This window comes from Limobrevibacterium gyesilva (genome assembly GCF_025989185.1).
GTDB lineage: Bacteria > Pseudomonadota > Alphaproteobacteria > Acetobacterales > Acetobacteraceae > Limobrevibacterium > Limobrevibacterium gyesilva.
Map to the genome: position 1 here is coordinate 83,647 of NZ_JAPDNT010000009.1, position 16,242 is coordinate 99,888.

The window sequence follows — 16,242 nt, forward strand, 5'->3', positions numbered from 1 at the left end:
TCATTGCAACCATGGAAAGGGGCCGTTGCCACGTTCGTCGAGCAGGCGCCCGTCGCGGAAGCGCTCCAGCGTATGGGCCGCGTTCAGCCGGTGCGGCTCGTCTTTTGCGATGGTCCAGGCATGGCACCAGCCGGAGCCGGGTGTCGCCTTGAATCCGCCGTAGCACCAGCCGGCGGTCATGTACAGGCCCGCAACGGGCGTCCTGGCGATGATCGGCGATCCGTCGAACGTCATGTCCATGACTCCACCCCATTGCCGCAGGCCGCGCAGGCGCGACAGGCTAGGCATCATGGCGATGCCGGCTGCCCAGACATGCTCCACCACCGGCAGGTTGCCGCGCTGGGCATAGGTGTTCCAGCCATCCAGCCCACCGCCGAACACCAGGCCGCCTTTGTCGGACTGGCTGATGTAGAAGTGCCCGGCGCCGAAGGTGATGACCTGATCGACCAGCGGCTTCACGCTCTCCGACACGAAGGCCTGCAGAACGTGGCTTTCCATCGGCACGTCGAGCCCGGCCATCTGCGCAAGTCGCGAGGTATTGCCGGCAACCGCAAGCCCGATCCGCCCGGCGCGGATCGGGCCGCGCGTCGTTTGCACCCCGGTGACGCGCCCACCCTCGACATCGATGCCGGTGACCTCGCAATGCTGGATGATATCGACGCCGCGCGCATCGGCCGCGCGGGCGAAGCCCCAGGCCACCGCGTCGTGCCGCGCCGTGCCGCCCCGCTGCTGCAGCAGGCCGCCCATCACCGGGAACCGGCCATTGTCCACGTCGATCAGCGGGCAGTAGGCGCGCACCTGTTCCTTGTCGAGCAGTTCGGCATCGATGCCATCCAGTCGCATGGCGTTGCCGCGGCGCGCCGCGGCGTTGCGGGCGCCGTCGGAGTGGAACAGGTTCAGCACGCCCCGCTGGCTGACCATGGCGTTGTAGTTCAGGTCCTGCTCCAGCCCTTCCCAGAGCTTGAGCGACCATTCATAGAAATTGTGGTTTTCCGGCAGCAGGTAGTTGGAGCGGACGATCGTGGTATTGCGCCCGGTATTGCCCAGGCCGATCGGTCCTTTTTCCAACACGGCCACGTTGGTGATGCCATGCTCCTTGGCCAGGTAGTAGGCGGTTGCCAGGCCATGCCCGCCGCCGCCGATGATGACGACATCGTAGGCCCGCTTTGGCTGAGGATCGCGCCAGGCGGGCGTCCAGCCGCGATTGCCCGTCAATGCCTGCGTGAGAAGCCTGAGTCCCGAATACCGCATTTTCGCCTCGCAGACTCGACTATGCGGTGCAGGTCCAAGACGAGCAAGGCCGCGTCGGCTTCAATTCGCAGGAAGACAAGTTTTGTCACAGCCAGGGATTGGGATCGAGCGGCGCAATCGGCCGGCGGATCTTCGTGTAGGGAATCTTCGCGGGATCGGGCGGATAGGGGCCGCCGCAATCGACGTAGATGATCGCAGCGGCAAGGGGCGCGAAGGCCGCGTGGAAATGGTTCGACGATTTCACCACCACGATCTTCTTGCTGCCGAGATCAATCCCGAGCTCGGTGAACACCGCCGGATTGAATGTCTGCGCACGGCCGGTGGCGAGCACGACATCGAGCGTACCGATCGTCACGGCAGCAGACGGTCCCAGGGAGACGATGCTCTGCTCGAACGGGATGCGCAGATCATCCGTGGCCGCACGTATGCGCACCAGGGCATCGATCGGGCGGCCCGACGTGGCGGCGGCCTTGCCGCCGAAGCGCAGCGGCAGCTCCGCACCCGGGCCGGCGGCAACGCAGAACGCGGCGGCCCCTGGGTCCCAAAGCGCCCCGACTGCCGACGGGATATCGGGATGCTTCAGAAGCTCCTCGATCAGGAACGTGCTGTCGCCGGCAACGCCGCCGCCCGGGTTGTCCCAGCGATCGGCCAGCACCACCGGGCCGCCGGGCGTGCGCAGGGCTTCGGCCACGGCTTCGGCAGGCTTGAGATGCACGGGAACGCCGGAGGCGCCCCAGGAAATGACCTCGCGCCCCAGCTGCTCGGCCAACGCCGCTGCTTTCGCCTGGTCGCCATCCGCATACACCAGCACCTTGGTCCCGACGTCGTAGACATCGGCGGCCTGGAAGCCGTGTATGACGGAGATCGACAGGATGCCGTCACGCCCTTCCATCGCCATCAGGCGGTCCACGAACGAGCGGCCCGGCTCGCGGCTGGTCATGTAGCCGCCGATGCTGCGGCAGTCGAAAAGTCCGGCGGCGGGCTTGATCCGGCCTTCGGCGGTGCGCAGGCACAGCGCCGTCAGCTCCTCGGCGCGGGCCAGGAAGTCGGTGTGCGGGAATTCCTTGAACGCCACGATCACATCGGCCGCCTGCACCATCGCGTCCGACAGATGCGCATGCAGGTCCAGTTCCGCGCCAATGACGGCACCTGGTGCCAAAGCACGCGCGCGGGTCAGCAGGTCGCCTTCGCAGTCGTCGTAGCCGTGCGCGACCATGCAGCCATGCAGGCCGAACAGCACCACGTCCACCGGGAGGGCGGCGCGCAACTGGCCGAGGATTTCGTCGCGCAGGCCTTCATACGTGCTCCGGCCGACGATACCGGCCGGCTCGGCCCACGTGGCGGTGCCTTCGATCAGCGTGTGCCCGCCTTCCGCCGCGAACCGCCGGGCCGCGACGATTGGCGCGCTGCACAAGGTCGGCGTATCCGGGTGCGTGCCGGGGGGACAATAGAACGCCGTCTCGAAACTGCGCCGATCCGTGGGGATCGGCGCGAAGGTGTTGGTCTCGGTGCCCAGGCTGGCGGCGAAGATGCGCAATGGCGTCAGCTTTTTTTCGCGACGTTCCAGAATACCACCGTCTCCGGCACCCGCAGCAGCCCCTGCACGTTGTCACGCCACGCCGCCGGCAGCAGATACTGTCCGAAGGGCAGATAGACCGTGATCTGCATCCCCCGAAGCTGAATGCTCTCCGCCAGCCAGCGCGCCTTCACCGGATCGGTCTCGCGCACCCAGGCGGCGCGCAGGCGCTCCATCTCGGGGTCGCAGGGCCAGCCGAAGAACGCCTTGTCGCAGCCGCCCGACATCTGGATGTGGAAGGCGGGATTGGCCGGGCCGAGCGGGCCGCCGGTCGTCAGGAATATGTGCCAGCCATTGGCGCCGGGGGCCTTGTTGGTGCGCCGCGTCACCAGTGTTGCCCAGTCCATCGTCTGCATGTCGACATTGACGCCCGCCTTGCGCATGGCATCGGCCAGCACCTGCGTCGCGCCGTGCTGGATGGGCTGGTCCTGCGGGTCGAGGATGATGATCTTCTCGCCATTGTACCCGGCCGCCCGCAGCATCTCCATGCCGCGCTTCAGGCGGGTTTCCGTCGGATCCTTGGAGACCAGCAGCTCCGCGCCGTATTCCGATCCGTTCGGCGAGCCGCAGACCAGCAACGCGCCGCACACCTGGCCCAGCGCCGGGTCGCCCAGCACCGCCATGATCATGTCCGGCTGCAGGATGAAGTTGTGCAGCGCGCGCCGCGCCAGCGGGTTGTCGAAGGGCGGGTTGAGGTGGTTCACCCGCAACGTGCCCTCGGTTCCGGTCGGCCAGAGCGGCTCCACCACAAGGCCTGGAGCACGCTTCAACGATGCCACCAGGTCGAGCGATGGCTGTTCGACGAAATCGACCTCGCCGCGCTGCAGGGCGGCGGCCTGGGTCGCGGGGTCCGGAATGTTGATCCATTCCACCCGCTCGACCAGGGCTCGCTTGCCGCCGGCAATGCCGCTGGCCGGCTCGGCGCGCGGCACGTAGCCGGGGTTGCGGACATAAACGACCTTGCTGCCGGCCACCCACTCGTCGCGCTTCATGATGAACGGGCCGGAGCCCGTGGGGTCCTTGATCTGTTCGGACCCGGAAACGCCGCGCTGCACGCGCGCGGGCATCACGAACATCGGCATCGCCATCGGCTTGGCGAGCGCATACAGCAACTGGCCCATCGGCTCCTTGAGCCGGACGCGCACGGTGCGCGCGTCCACCACGTCGAGGCCCGCCAGGAACCCCGCGATGATCTGCCCGGCGCCGTCACGCTCGGCCCAGCGGTTCCAGGAGACGACGACATCCTCGGCCGTGACCGGCGCGCCGTCGCTGAAGCGCAGGCCGTCGCGCAGGGTGAAGGTGTAGGTGAGGTGGTCCGGGCTTTCGGTCCAGGTATCGACCATCTGCGGCTTGATCCGCTGCTCGGCATCCAGACCGAACAACGTGTCGTAGACCATGAAGCTGTGGTAGCGGGTCTGGACCGCCGTGGTCCACACGGGGTCGATGCTGCGCAGCTCGCCCGAAATGACCGCACGGAGTACTTTCGGATCGGATTGCGCGGAGGCCGGATCAGCGAGCGGCGGGGCCGCCAGGGCCAGGACGCCGGCCGCGAGGGCCGTGCGGAACATCGCCTTCATGAAGCCTCCCTCGGCGCCGTTTCGCGGTTCTCGTCGCTGTATGCTGGCGCTTTCGGCCGCAAGCTTAGCGTGGGGGCGCCCCGGGGAGTCAACCTCCGTCGGCGGTTGCCGGCGAACGCCCGTGATGCCTCTAATACGGCAGGGAGACGATGCCATGACACGTGTGCTGCTGGCCGGCCTGTTCCACGAGACCCATTGCTTCACGGACGATGTCACGGGCATGGACGGCTTCACGATTCGGCGCGGCGACGCAATCATCGCCCGGCGCGGCGACGGATCGCAGCTGGACGGATTCCTGTCGGTGGCCGAGCGGGAAGGGTGGACGGTGATCCCCGCCGTCGATTACGGCGCCTTCCCCTCCGGGATCGTCGATCATGCCGTGTTCGAGGCGTTCTGGTCCGAGCTTGGGCCGATCCTGCGGGCGGCCGTCGCGAGCGGCCTCGATGCGATATTCCTGGGCCTGCACGGGGCCATGGTGACCACGGGGCAGGACGATCCTGAAGGCGAGTTGCTGCGCCAGATCCGCGCAATCCCCGGGGCGGAAGCATTGCCGCTGTTCGGCGTGTTCGACCTGCATGCCACACTGACGCCGGCGATGTGCGCATTGGCCGACGGATTGGTGTGCTACCGTGAAAACCCGCACACGGATGCTTTCGACGCGGCCGTGCGCGCAGCGGACCTGCTTGCCGGCTGCCTGCGCCGGAGCGTGCGGCCGCGGATGCGCTTCCGTGGGACGCCGATCATACTGCCCCCGACCGGGACCGGCACCGCCGACCGCCCGATGCGGGACCTCGAAGCGCTGGCGCGCGTGATCGAGGCGGAGACTCCGTCGATCCTGGCAATGAACGTCGTCGGCGGCTTCTGTTTCGCCGACGCCCACGACGCTGGCATGTCCTTCGCAGCAATCACCGAGGACGATGCGGCAGCAGAGGCCGCGCTCGACCGCCTGGCGAGTCTTGCCTGGTCGCTGCGCCATCATGGCCTGCCCGCGGAGGACGATCCGGACGACGTGCTTCGCCGCATCCCGCCGGGGGCGCAAGGGCCGGTGCTGCTGGTGGAGCCGGCCGACAATATCGGCGGCGGATCGCCCGGCGACTGCACCGACGTGCTGAGGGCCATGCTGCGCCATGACGTGCAGGGCGGCGGCGTGATCCTGGCGGATGCCCCGGCCGCTGCGGCGCTGCAGGAGATTCCGATCGGCGGCACCGTCCGGCTGGCGTTTGGCGGCCGCGGCAGCCGGCTCGATCCGGGGCCGGTCGAGCTCGATGTGACCCTGCTGTCGCGAAGCGACGGCCGGTTCATGCTGGAGGATCGGCACTCGCATCTCGCGGCGTCGCAAGGCGTCCATATCGATATGGGGCCCTGCGCGGTGGTGCGGCATCGCGGCATCACCATCCTTCTGACCACGCGCAAGACTCCGCCCTGGGACCTGGGCCAATGGCGCAGCCAGGGGATCGAGCCAACGGCGCTCGCCGTCATCAATATCAAGGCGGCGGTTGCCCATCGCCGCGCCTACGACCCCATCGCGGCGGCGAGCTACACCGTGCGCACGCGCGGGCCGTGCACCTCGGATCCCCGGGCGCTGCCCTATGCAAGATTACGCCGGCCAATCTTCCCGCTGGATGACGCCGATCGTGTGCGCGCCGCAACGACAGCATCCGGCGAGTAGACCTGAATGTTCGATGGCCACATAGTGCTTCGATCCACCCCCGTACGACAGCGGGCGTGGAACCGTCGGGCGGAACGGCCGGCGCGCGAAGGACAACGGCGTTATCGGGAGAGCGAAGCATGCAGCATTTGATCGGCCAAGGCAGAGAAGGCGGGCGTTCGTGATCAATACCGGCTTCGAATTGCCGCTGGACGTTCTGCGTGCGCGTCAGAACGTGAAATGGGCCAAGTACGGCGCCGACGTGTTGCCGGCCTGGGTTGCCGAGATGGATTTTTCCGTCGCCTATCCGATCCGCAGGGCCATGGATCGCCTGGTGCAGGCCCAGGAATACGGCTACCCCCAGCGCGACGGCAGGAGCGCCGACGATGCCGTCGCCACCGCGTTCGCCGCACGCATGCAGTCCCGGTTCGGCTGGTCGGTCGATACGGACCTTGTCCAGCCGCTGTCCGACCTGGTGCAAGGCACCTTCGCGTCGATCTGGGCGTATTCGAACCCCGGCGACAAAGTCATCCTGCAGCTTCCGGCCTATCCGCCGTTCCACGAATCGATCTCCGCGACGGGGCGGCGCCTGGTGCCGCACCCGCTCAAGAGCGACGGCACACGCTACACGCTCGATATCGAAGGGCTCGAGGCCCTGGTCGATACGCAGACGCGGATGATCCTGCTGTGCAATCCGCAGAACCCGACCGGACGCGTGTTCGATCGCGCCGAGCTGACCGAGATCGGGCGCATCGCGATCGAGCGCGACCTGGTCATCGTTGCCGACGAGATCCACTGCGATCTGGTCTATCCCGGCCGGCAGCATATCCCGATCGCGTCGATCAGCCCGGAGATCGCCGCGCGAACGGTGACGATCACGTCCCCGACCAAGAGCTTCAACATCCCCGGGCTGCGCTGTGGCGTCCTGCATTTCGGGACGCGGGCACTGCGCGACCGCTTCCATGCGCGCGTACCCGCCCGCATGCTCGGCAGCCCCAGCATCGCCGGCATCGACGCGACGGTGGCGGCCTGGACGCACGGCCAGCCATGGCTCGATGAGGTGCTTGTCCATCTCGACGCCAACCGCCAGCGCCTTGCCGGCTTCCTCGCCAGCGAGCTGCCGGCAATCCGTTTGCATGTGCCGGAGGCCACGTATCTCGCCTGGCTCGACTGCTCGGCCCTGGGGCTGGAGACGAGCGCGTTCGATTTCTTCCACGACCGCGCGAAGGTGGCCTTCAGCCCGGGCGAAGCGTTCGATCCGGCGTGCCGCAGCTTCATCCGCTTCAACTTCGCGACATCGTCGCGGATACTCGACGAGATTCTGGGGCGCATGGCCGATGCCGCGCGCAGCGCCGGCAGAGGATAGGCTCAATCACGCGGCAGCCATCAGGGAGGCAGGCGTATGGTCCCGTTCACCGAGTCCAACGATATCGTCCAGGATGGCGCCGCACTGGCCGCGCGCATGCGCCGCGACGGCTATCTGTTCCTGCGTGGCTTGCTGCCGCGCGAGGATGTGGCGGCGGTGCAGCGCCAGGTTGGGGAGATCGTTCGTGCCGCCGGCTGGTTGCGCAACGACCGGCCGGTGGAGCAGGCGGTGGCGGACCCGGCCGGGTTCTGCGTCGATCCCGAGCCTGCCTATCTGACGACATTGCGCAAGATCAACCGGCTGCAGGACTATCACGAACTGAAGCACCATCCGGCGCTGATCGGAGTCTTCGAACGCATGCTCGGCGGGCCGATCCTGCCGCATCCGCGCGTGCTGATGCGCAACATCTTTCCGGCCCGCGAGGAGATCACGACCAAGGCGCATCAGGACTTCCCGAATGTGCAGGGCACGACCGAGGTCTATACCGCCTGGATTCCGTTGATCGACTGTCCCATGGAGGTCGGTCCGCTGCAGGTGGCGGCAGGAACGCACGACGATGGGGTCTATGACTTTCACATCGGCGCGGGCGCCGGCGGGATCGAGATCAAGGACGGGCTCGAGGGGCGATGGGCCTCCGGCGCGTTTGCGGTGGGCGACGTGCTGATCTTCCACAGCATGACCGTACACAAAGGCGTGCCGAACCGAAGCGACCGCCTGCGCATGTCGATGGACGTACGCTTCCAGCTGGTCAGCGAGCCGTTCAACCCGGACAACGCAAACCCGGACGGCCAGCCGCTGTCGTGGGAGGAGGTGTATGCGGACTGGCGCAGTGACGAGCTCAAATACTACTGGAAACGGCTGCCTCTGACCCTGAAGGCGTTCGACCCCCAATGGTTCGAGAAGCGCGACGCGCTGGCGTTCGAGCTCGGCGAGGCCGGCGATCCGCGGGCACGCTCCGTGTTGCAGCGCATCGTCGCGCGTGATGCGGACCCGACGAAGCGCATGCGCGCCCAGCATCTGCTGGATGCATTGCCGCCGCTCGCGCCGGCCGGCTCCGTTCACTGAGAGTGCGTTTCTCAACCGCTGCAAGGAGTCCCTGCCATCTCCCAGGATCTTCCGCTCGACCACGGCCTGTTCGGACGTCTGCGGCGTGACACCGGGGAGGCCTGGACGCGTTATGTCGAGCACGGCTTCGTGCTGGCCCTCGGCGCCGGCACGCTCCCCAAGCCGGCGTTCCAGCATTTCCTGCGGCAGGACTACCTGTTCCTGATCCAGTTCGCGCGGGCCTACGCGCTCGCCGGCTACAAGAGTGCGGATCTGCGCGATCTCCGGGCGGCATCCGCGTCGGTGGCGGCGATCGTCGATGTCGAGATGCCCTTGCACGTCGCCTATTGCCGCGAGTGGGGGCTGACCGAAGATGACATGGCCGCGGAGCCGGAGGCGCTGGAGACGGTCGCCTATACCCGCTTCGTCCTCGAACGCGGCATGTCCGGCGATCGCCTGGACCTGGAGGTCGCGCTCGTGCCGTGCGTGGTCGGGTATGCCGAGGCGGTCGACCGGCTGCTGCGCAATCCGCGCACCGTCACCCATGGCAACCCCTATGCCGCCTGGATGGAAACCTATGCCGGCGCCGATTATCGCGCGCTGGCGGTGGCGGCGATCGGGAACCTCGACAGGCTGGGTGCCACGCGCGGGGCGGAGGCGCGTTATGCCGATCTGCTGGCCACGTTCACGGCCGCGACCCGGCTGGAGGCGTCGTTCTGGGATATGGGGCTGGCCGCCGCCTGACTCGCCGTTCGTCATCGGGCGCTTGTCACCGATGACGGTTTGCGGATGCCGGCGGCCGGACTGAGCCGGCCGCCGGTCGCGCTATCGCACCAGGCCCTGGCCGCCGTTCACGCTGATGATCTGGGCCGTTACCCAGCTTGCCAGAGGCGAGGCCAGGAACAGCACGACGTTGGCGACTTCCTCGGGCCGGCCGAGGCGCTTGGCGGGGATCGAGGCCAGAATACTGCCGTACAGCGCGGGATCGTCAGTCTTGCGCCGGTCCCAGCTGCCGCCCGGGAACTCGATCGAACCCGGTGCCACGCAATTGACCCTTATGCCCTTCGCTGCCAGCGCTGCCGCCTGCGTCCTTGTGTAATGGATCACTGCTGCCTTGGCAGCACCATAGGCGGGCGTGCGCACCGACGGGTTGAGGCCCGATCCGGATGCGATATTGATGATCGTGCCATCCCGCGCCGCCGCGATGAACGGCAGGGCTTCGCGCGATGCCCGCACGATCGCCAGCAGGTCCACGGACAGGCTCGCCTCCCAGCTCGCCTCGTCGTCGGCGCGACCATAGCCGGTGGCGTTGTTCACCAGCACGTCGATGCCGCCCAGGGCGGCCGCGGCTTGCGGGATGTATCCGGCAATCGCGGCCTCGCTTGACAGGTCGCAGGGGGCCGCATGCGCGGTGCCGCCGAATGCGGCCAGCTCTGCGCGCGTGGCCTCCAGCGCCGCGGCGCCGCGGGCGCAGATGGACACATGCGCGCCGGCGGCGGCGAATCCGAGCGCGATCGAGCGCCCGATCCCGCGGCTGCCGCCCGCGACGACGACCCGTTTACCCCTGACATCGATATCCATGAATGATCCAGTCCTGTTGCGATTCGGTAGAACGCCGGCATCGAAGCAGCCAGGCGTCCGTCTGGAAAGCGGGCCGGCATTTGCCGCAGCGGTCCCGGGCTGGCAAACTCACGCCGGAAGAACCTGGTTCACTACGGAAACGCCATGACCGACACAGCTCATGAAATCGACGGCATCGCCGTGCCGAACCTGGCCGCGATCGCGGCCCTGCGCGCAGAACTGCGCCCCTATGTCCGGACCACGCCGGTGTTCGAGCGTGACGACATCGCGCCGCTGGCGGGCACGACCCTGCAGTTCAAGTTCGAACTGCTGCAGGCCAGCGGCACGTTCAAGGCACGCGGCGCGTTCTCCAACCTGCTGGCGCTGGACGTAGCCGCACGGGCTGCCGGCGTGACCTGCATTTCCGCCGGCAACCACGCGGTGGCCGTTGCCTATGCGGCGATGCGGCTGGGCATCGGTGCGAAAGTGGTGATGGTCAAGACCGCGAGTCCGGCCCGGGTGGCCCTGTGCCGCCAATACGGTGCCGAGGTGCTGCTGGCCGAGGACGGCGCCACGGGCTTCACCATGGTGCGCGCGCTCGAACGCGAAGAAGGCCGTTTTTTCGTGCACCCGTTCAACGGCTACCGCACGGTGCTGGGCACGGCGACTCTGGGTGCCGAATGGGCCGAGCAATGCGCCGGCCCCGGCATGGGTGATCTCGACGCCGTGATCCTGCCCATCGGCGGCGGCGGGCTCTCCGCCGGCGTTGCCACGGCGTTCAAGCTCGCCCGACCGGACATTGCCGTCTACGGCGTGGAGCCGGTGGGGGCCGACGCCATGGCCCGCAGTTTCGCCAGCGGCGGCCCGGTCAAGATGGGCGCCATGACCAGCATCGCCGACAGCCTGATGGCGCCGCACACGGAGGCGTACAGCTACGGCTTGTGCCGCCGAAACATCGACGCCCTGGTGACTGTCACCGACGACCAGTTGCGTGCGGCCATGCTGCGCCTATCCGAGGAGCTGAAGCTGGCCACCGAGCCCGCCTGCGCCGCGGCGACCGCGGCGCTGTTCGGTCCGTTGCGGGAACGGCTCACCGGGAAACGGGTGGGCGTGCTGCTGTGTGGCACCAACACCGATCCCGCGACGTTCATGCGCCATATCCAGGCGGCCCAGGCGGCGGCCTGATCGCGGGCCGCCTACACCGCCTGTCCCGCGCTCCAGCCGCTCGACCAGGCCCACTGGAAATTGTAGCCACCGAGCCAGCCGGTGACGTCCACCGCCTCGCCGATGACATAGAGGCCCGGCACGTCACCGGCCTGCATGGTCCTGGACGACAGCCCGGCGGTGTCCACGCCGCCAAGCGTGACTTCCGCCTTGGCATAGCCCTCGGTGCCGCTGGGAACGACCTGCCAGGCCTTCAGGAAGCCGGCGATCGCCGCGAGTTCCTTGTCGCGCATGGCGTTGATCGGCCGGTTGACGAAACGGGTCTCCACCAGCTTCTGCGCCAGGCGTTGCGGCAGGATCTCGCCCAGGATGGTCTTCAGCTCGGCATTGGGCCGCGTCCGCTTGCGCTCCAGCAGGAAGGCGGCGGCATCCGAGCCCGGCGTCATGTCGAGCGTGATGCTCTTGCCCTCGTGCCAGCAGGAGGAAATCTGCAGGACCGCCGGGCCGGACAGGCCGCGATGGGTGAACAGCATGCTTTCCCTGAACGCGCGCCGATCGCAGCGCGCCTGCACGTCCACGGCCACGCCGCTCAGCGGTTGCATGACGGCCAGGTCTTCGCCGGTGAAGGTCAGCGGCACCAGAGCGGGCCGCGTCTCGGTCAGTTTCAGGCCGAAGCGCGCGGCCATGTCATGCGCGAAGCCGGTGGCGCCCATCTTGGGGATCGACAGCCCACCGGTGGCGAGCACCACCGCGCCGGCCGCGAAATCGCCATGGTCGGTCTCGACGCGAAACCGGTCGGCTTTGGTGATATCGATGACACGATGGCCGACCCGCAGATCGACGCCGGCGGCAGCGCATTCGGCCAGCAGCATGGCGACGATCGCCCGCGCCGAACCGTCGCAGAACAACTGCCCCAATGTCTTTTCGTGATAGGCGATGCCATGCCGCTGCACGAGTGCGATGAAATCATGCTGCGTGTATCGCTTCAGCGCCGACTTGCAGAAATGCGGGTTGCCGGAGAAGAACCGGTCGGGCGCCGTGTCGCGATTGGTGAAGTTGCAGCGCCCACCGCCGGAAATCAGGATCTTGGCGCCCGCCTGCGCGGCATGCTCCAGCAGCAGTACGCGCCGCCCGCGTGCCCCCGCGGTCAGGGCGCACATCAGCCCGGCCGCGCCGGCCCCGATGATCACAACGTCGAACTGGTCCATCTCGCCTGTCGGTGTCGGCTGCCCGTGGGAACGCGAAGAACATCGAGATCGCCCCGCAGATCAAGCCCCATCGCCAGGCGGCTGGCATTCGGCCGGGGCACAGCCTCACCTTGGCTCTCGACCGGGGCGGAATAGCGGCATAACGTTTACCAACGCCCACACGGCACGCCGTGTCCGAGAATAAGAAGCGTTTTCAGCGCACGAACCCGGGAGCGACCATGCCGAAAATGAGTTATGCCGCGCCGGCGACGATTCCTGAAGCCATCGGCCTGCTCGCCAACGCGGCTGGCCTGGCCAAGGTGATGTCCGGCGGCACCGACCTTCTGGTCCAGTTCCGCTCGGGGCGGACCAGGCCCGAACTGATCGTGGACACCAAGAAGCTGCCGGGGATCACCGGCATCCGCGTGACGGATGACGGCTTTGTGATCGGCGCCGCCACGTCCGGGGCGGAGATCGGCGAATGCGCCGCACTGGTGCAGGCCTGGCCGGGGGTGGTGGAGGCCGCCAACCTGATCGGCTCCACCCAGGTGCAGGGCCGTGCCTCTCTCGCCGGCAATCTCTGCAACGCCTCGCCGGCGGCGGACAGCGTGCCCGCCATGATCGCCGCGCGCGCCACCTGCGTGGTCGTGGGATCGAAGGGCCGGCGCGAGGTGCCCGTGGAGGACATCGTCATCGGTCCGGGCCGGACATCGCTGGCGCGCGACGAGTTCATCATCGCATTCCATCTGCCCAGACGCCCCGCGCACGCGGCCGATGCCTATCTGCGGTTCATCCCGCGCACCGAAATGGACATCGCCGTGGTCGGCGCCGGCGTGAGCGTCACGCTCGATGCGGCCGGGGTTTGCACCGATGCGCGTGTGGCCCTGGGCGCGGTGGCGCCGACGGCCGTGCTGGTCCCGGACGCCGCGGCCGCTCTGATCGGCCACACGCTCGACGAGGCCGCGCTGGCGAAGCTTGACGCCGCCGCGCGCGCGGCCTGCAAGCCGATCGACGACAAGCGCGGGACCATCGCGTTCCGGACCAAGGTGGCCGGCGTGCTGGCACGCCGCGCCGCCGCCATCGCCTTCGAACGCGCGGGAGCCCGCTGATGAGCAAGCATCACGTCACCACCACCGTGAACGGCGAGCCGGCCGAATTCCTGTGCGAGCCGCATCACAGCCTGCTGGACGCATTGCGCGACGAACTCAAGCTCACCGGCAGCAAGGAAGGCTGCGGCTCCGGCGACTGCGGCGCCTGCAGCGTGATCGTCGATGGTCGCCTGGTCTGTTCCTGCCTGATGCTGGCGGTCGAGGCCGACGGCCATGCGATCGAGACCATCGAGGGCCTGGCCCAAGGCGAGGTGCTGCATCCGCTGCAGCGCAAGTTCCTGGAGCACGCCGCCCTGCAATGCGGCTTCTGCACCCCCGGCCTGCTGGTGGCCGCCAAGGCGCTGCTGGACCGCAACCCGGACCCGACCGAAACCGAGGCCCGCTACTGGCTGGCCGGCAATCTGTGCCGTTGCACCGGCTACGACAAGGTCATCCGCGCCGTTCTCGACGCCGCTGCCGAAATGCGAGGGGAGTGAGCCTGTCATGACGTTCATCGGCAACAAGTCGGACCTGAAAGTCGTCGGCACCCGCCCGGTGCGCCCCGACGGCGTCGAGAAGGTCACCGGCCGCGCGGCGTTCGGCGCGGACATGGCCATGCCAGGCATGCTCGTGGGCAAGATCAAGCGCAGCCCGCACGCCCATGCCCGCATCCTGTCCATCGACACCGACAAGGCGCTGGCGCTGCCCGGCGTGAAAGCCGTCGTCACCGCCACCGACTTTCCCGACATCGCGTCGGAGGAGGCGTTCGTCGGCGAGGGGCCGATGAATTTCCGCGATCTGTCGCGCAACTGCATGGCGCGCGACAAGGCGCTGTACGAGGGCCATGCGGTCGCCGCCGTCGCCGCCACATCCTCTGCTATCGCCGACGCGGCCCTCGACCTGATCGAGGTGCACTACGAGGTCCTGCCGCACGTCATCGACGTGGAGGCGGCCATGGCCCCCGGCGCGCCGCTGCTGCACGACGACCTGTTCACCCAGAACACGGAGCCGGCGCCGGCCAAGCCGTCCAACATCGCCAAGCGCGTGCATTTCAGGCTGGGCGACATCGCGGCCGGGTTCCGCGAGGCCGAGGTCGTGGTGGACGGCCGCTTCACCACCCAGCCGGTGCACCAGGCCTATATCGAGCCGCATGCCTGCATCGCCAGCGTCGGCGCCGACGGCCAGAGCCAGCTCTGGGGCAGCAGCCAGGGTCAGTTCATGGTCCGCGCCTATTGCGCCAAGCTGCTGGGCATGGAGATCTCCAACCTGCGCGTGATCCCCGCCGAGATCGGCGGCGGCTTCGGCGGCAAGACGGTGGTTTATCTTGAGCCGCTGGCACTGGCGTTGTCGCGCAAGTCCGGCCGCCCCGTGAAGATGGTGATGACGCGCGAGGAGGTGTTCCGTGCCAGCGGCCCGACCTCGGGCGGCGTGGTGGAAGTGAAGATCGGCGCCCGCAAGGACGGCACCATCACCGCGGCCCAGGCCGTGCTGAAGTTCCAGGCCGGGGCGTTCCCGGGTTCGCCGGTGCAGCCTGCCTGCATGTGCGCATTTGCCACGTACGACCTGAAGAATGTCGACGTCACCGGCTACGACGTCGTCAGCAACCGCCCGAAAGTCGCGGCCTATCGTGCGCCGGGCGCGCCGATCGCCGCCTTCGCGGTGGAAAGCGCCATGGATGATCTGGCCCGCAAGCTCGGCATGGACCCGATCGCCCTGCGCGAGAAGAACGCGGCGAAGGCCGGCACCAAAACTGCATACGGCCCGGTCTTCCCGGAAATCGGCTATCAGCAGACATTGGCCGCGGCCAGGAACCATCCGCACTACAAGGCGCCGCTGGGGCCGAACCAGGGGCGCGGCGTCGCCACCGGCTTCTGGTTCAACATCGGCGGCGAGTCCTCGGCGGCGGTCTATGTCAACGAGGACGGCTCGGTGAACGTTGTATCAGGCAGCCCGGACATCGGCGGTTCGCGTGCCTCGATGGCCATGATGGCGGCCGAGGTGCTGGGCATTCCCGTCGAGCATGTGCGGCCGATCGTGGCCGACACCGCCTCGGTTGGGTTCACCCATATGACCGGTGGCAGCCGCGTCACCTACGCGACCGGCATGGCCACCGTGCAGGCGGCCGAGAAGGTCGTGGAGCAACTGAAGCAGCGCGCCGCGATGATCTGGGACATCCCACCCGACGCCGTGGAATGGAAGGACGGCGAGGCCGTGCCCGCCGGCGCCAATGCGGGCGGCTTCGATCCGTTGCCGCTGGCCGCCATCGCCCTGAAGGCGGGCAAGACCGGCGGGCCGATCGGCGCCGAGGTGTCGCTGAACGCCCAGGGTGCCGGCCCCGGCTTCGGCGCGCATATCTGCGACGTGGAGGTCGATCGCGAGACCGGCTACGTGAAGATCCTGCGCTACACGGCGGTGCAGGATGTCGGCCGCGCGATCCATCCCGGCTATGTCGAAGGGCAGATCCAGGGCGGCGCCACCCAGGGCATCGGCTGGGCGCTGAACGAGGAATATGTCTACGACGCCAAGGGGCGGATGGATAACGCGGGCTTCCTCGACTACCGCGTGCCCGTTGCCTCCGACCTGCCGATGATCGACGCGGTGCTTGTGGAGGTGCCGAACACGCGCCATCCGTTCGGTGTGCGCGGGGTCGGCGAAGTACCGATCGTGCCGCCGACGGCCGCGGTGGGCAACGCGATCCGCGACGCCCTGGGCATCCGCATGCACCATCTGCCGATGTCGCCGCCCAAGGTGCGGGCGGCGGTCGATACAGGCAGCGGCTGA

General features: G+C 68.2%; 13 protein-coding genes. 8 read left to right on the forward strand and 5 right to left on the reverse strand.

Annotated elements, in window-relative coordinates:
* The 3 genes from OL599_RS13200 to OL599_RS13210 form a co-directional block, all read right to left on the reverse strand.
* Entirely contained in the window at window positions 1-1,251 is a 1,251-nt protein-coding gene (locus OL599_RS13200) for a sarcosine oxidase subunit beta family protein (protein WP_264714248.1), read from the reverse strand.
* 85 nt (window positions 1,252-1,336) lie between these two features.
* Complete coding sequence (locus OL599_RS13205; RefSeq protein WP_264714249.1) at window positions 1,337-2,788, reverse strand: M81 family metallopeptidase; 1,452 nt, start codon at window positions 2,786-2,788, stop codon at window positions 1,337-1,339.
* 5 nt (window positions 2,789-2,793) lie between these two features.
* Window positions 2,794-4,404: an ABC transporter substrate-binding protein gene (locus OL599_RS13210; RefSeq protein WP_264714250.1), complete on the reverse strand. Its 1,611-nt coding sequence runs from the start codon at window positions 4,402-4,404 to the stop codon at window positions 2,794-2,796.
* A 154-nt stretch (window positions 4,405-4,558) separates the two neighbouring features.
* Here OL599_RS13210 and OL599_RS13215 point away from each other — a divergent pair, with 154 nt between their 5' ends.
* From OL599_RS13215 to OL599_RS13230, 4 genes are all read left to right on the forward strand, one after another.
* Window positions 4,559-6,073, forward strand: coding sequence for a M81 family metallopeptidase (locus OL599_RS13215; protein ID WP_264714251.1), 1,515 nt, complete (start codon window positions 4,559-4,561; stop codon window positions 6,071-6,073).
* 160 nt (window positions 6,074-6,233) lie between these two features.
* Window positions 6,234-7,418 (forward strand): MalY/PatB family protein, encoded by a 1,185-nt coding sequence (locus OL599_RS13220; RefSeq protein WP_264714252.1) that lies wholly within the window; start codon window positions 6,234-6,236, stop codon window positions 7,416-7,418.
* Window positions 7,419-7,454: 36 nt separating this feature from the next.
* On the forward strand, window positions 7,455-8,483 hold the full coding sequence (locus tag OL599_RS13225) for a phytanoyl-CoA dioxygenase family protein (RefSeq protein WP_264714253.1): 1,029 nt from the start codon (window positions 7,455-7,457) through the stop codon (window positions 8,481-8,483).
* Between the two features lie 78 nt (window positions 8,484-8,561).
* A complete protein-coding gene (locus OL599_RS13230; RefSeq protein ID WP_264714309.1) occupies window positions 8,562-9,206 on the forward strand; it encodes a TenA family protein in 645 nt (214 codons plus the stop codon).
* 81 nt (window positions 9,207-9,287) lie between these two features.
* Here OL599_RS13230 and OL599_RS13235 read toward each other — a convergent pair whose 3' ends face one another.
* Window positions 9,288-10,043: an SDR family NAD(P)-dependent oxidoreductase gene (locus tag OL599_RS13235; protein WP_264714254.1), complete on the reverse strand. Its 756-nt coding sequence runs from the start codon at window positions 10,041-10,043 to the stop codon at window positions 9,288-9,290.
* 144 nt (window positions 10,044-10,187) lie between these two features.
* On the opposite strand from OL599_RS13235, the gene OL599_RS13240 reads away from it, so the two are divergent.
* Window positions 10,188-11,207 (forward strand): threonine/serine dehydratase, encoded by a 1,020-nt coding sequence (locus OL599_RS13240; RefSeq protein WP_264714255.1) that lies wholly within the window; start codon window positions 10,188-10,190, stop codon window positions 11,205-11,207.
* 11 nt (window positions 11,208-11,218) lie between these two features.
* Here OL599_RS13240 and OL599_RS13245 read toward each other — a convergent pair whose 3' ends face one another.
* A complete protein-coding gene (locus OL599_RS13245; protein WP_264714256.1) occupies window positions 11,219-12,394 on the reverse strand; it encodes a BaiN/RdsA family NAD(P)/FAD-dependent oxidoreductase in 1,176 nt (391 codons plus the stop codon).
* Window positions 12,395-12,621: 227 nt separating this feature from the next.
* Here OL599_RS13245 and OL599_RS13250 point away from each other — a divergent pair, with 227 nt between their 5' ends.
* From OL599_RS13250 to OL599_RS13260, 3 genes are read left to right on the forward strand one after another with little or no spacing between them, the layout of a single operon-like run.
* On the forward strand, window positions 12,622-13,482 hold the full coding sequence (locus OL599_RS13250; protein WP_264714257.1) for an FAD binding domain-containing protein: 861 nt from the start codon (window positions 12,622-12,624) through the stop codon (window positions 13,480-13,482).
* Window positions 13,482-13,958 carry a (2Fe-2S)-binding protein gene (locus OL599_RS13255; protein ID WP_264714258.1) on the forward strand — a complete coding sequence of 159 codons (477 nt, stop codon included), beginning with the start codon at window positions 13,482-13,484 and terminating at the stop codon, window positions 13,956-13,958. The genes OL599_RS13250 and OL599_RS13255 overlap by 1 nt, the downstream gene beginning before the upstream one ends.
* Window positions 13,959-13,965: 7 nt before the next feature.
* Window positions 13,966-16,242 carry a xanthine dehydrogenase family protein molybdopterin-binding subunit gene (locus OL599_RS13260; protein ID WP_264714259.1) on the forward strand — a complete coding sequence of 759 codons (2,277 nt, stop codon included), beginning with the start codon at window positions 13,966-13,968 and terminating at the stop codon, window positions 16,240-16,242.

Coding starts and splice junctions, on each gene's coding strand:
- OL599_RS13215 (WP_264714251.1), top strand. CDS start 4,559: ATGACACGTGTGCTGCTGGCCGGCCTGTTCCACGAGACCCATTGCTTC.
- OL599_RS13225 (WP_264714253.1), top strand. CDS start 7,455: ATGGTCCCGTTCACCGAGTCCAACGATATCGTCCAGGATGGCGCCGCA.
- OL599_RS13260 (WP_264714259.1), top strand. CDS start 13,966: ATGACGTTCATCGGCAACAAGTCGGACCTGAAAGTCGTCGGCACCCGC.
- OL599_RS13240 (WP_264714255.1), top strand. CDS start 10,188: ATGACCGACACAGCTCATGAAATCGACGGCATCGCCGTGCCGAACCTG.
- OL599_RS13200 (WP_264714248.1), bottom strand. CDS start 1,251: ATGCGGTATTCGGGACTCAGGCTTCTCACGCAGGCATTGACGGGCAAT.
- OL599_RS13255 (WP_264714258.1), top strand. CDS start 13,482: ATGAGCAAGCATCACGTCACCACCACCGTGAACGGCGAGCCGGCCGAA.
- OL599_RS13250 (WP_264714257.1), top strand. CDS start 12,622: ATGAGTTATGCCGCGCCGGCGACGATTCCTGAAGCCATCGGCCTGCTC.
- OL599_RS13210 (WP_264714250.1), bottom strand. CDS start 4,404: ATGAAGGCGATGTTCCGCACGGCCCTCGCGGCCGGCGTCCTGGCCCTG.
- OL599_RS13245 (WP_264714256.1), bottom strand. CDS start 12,394: ATGGACCAGTTCGACGTTGTGATCATCGGGGCCGGCGCGGCCGGGCTG.
- OL599_RS13235 (WP_264714254.1), bottom strand. CDS start 10,043: ATGGATATCGATGTCAGGGGTAAACGGGTCGTCGTCGCGGGCGGCAGC.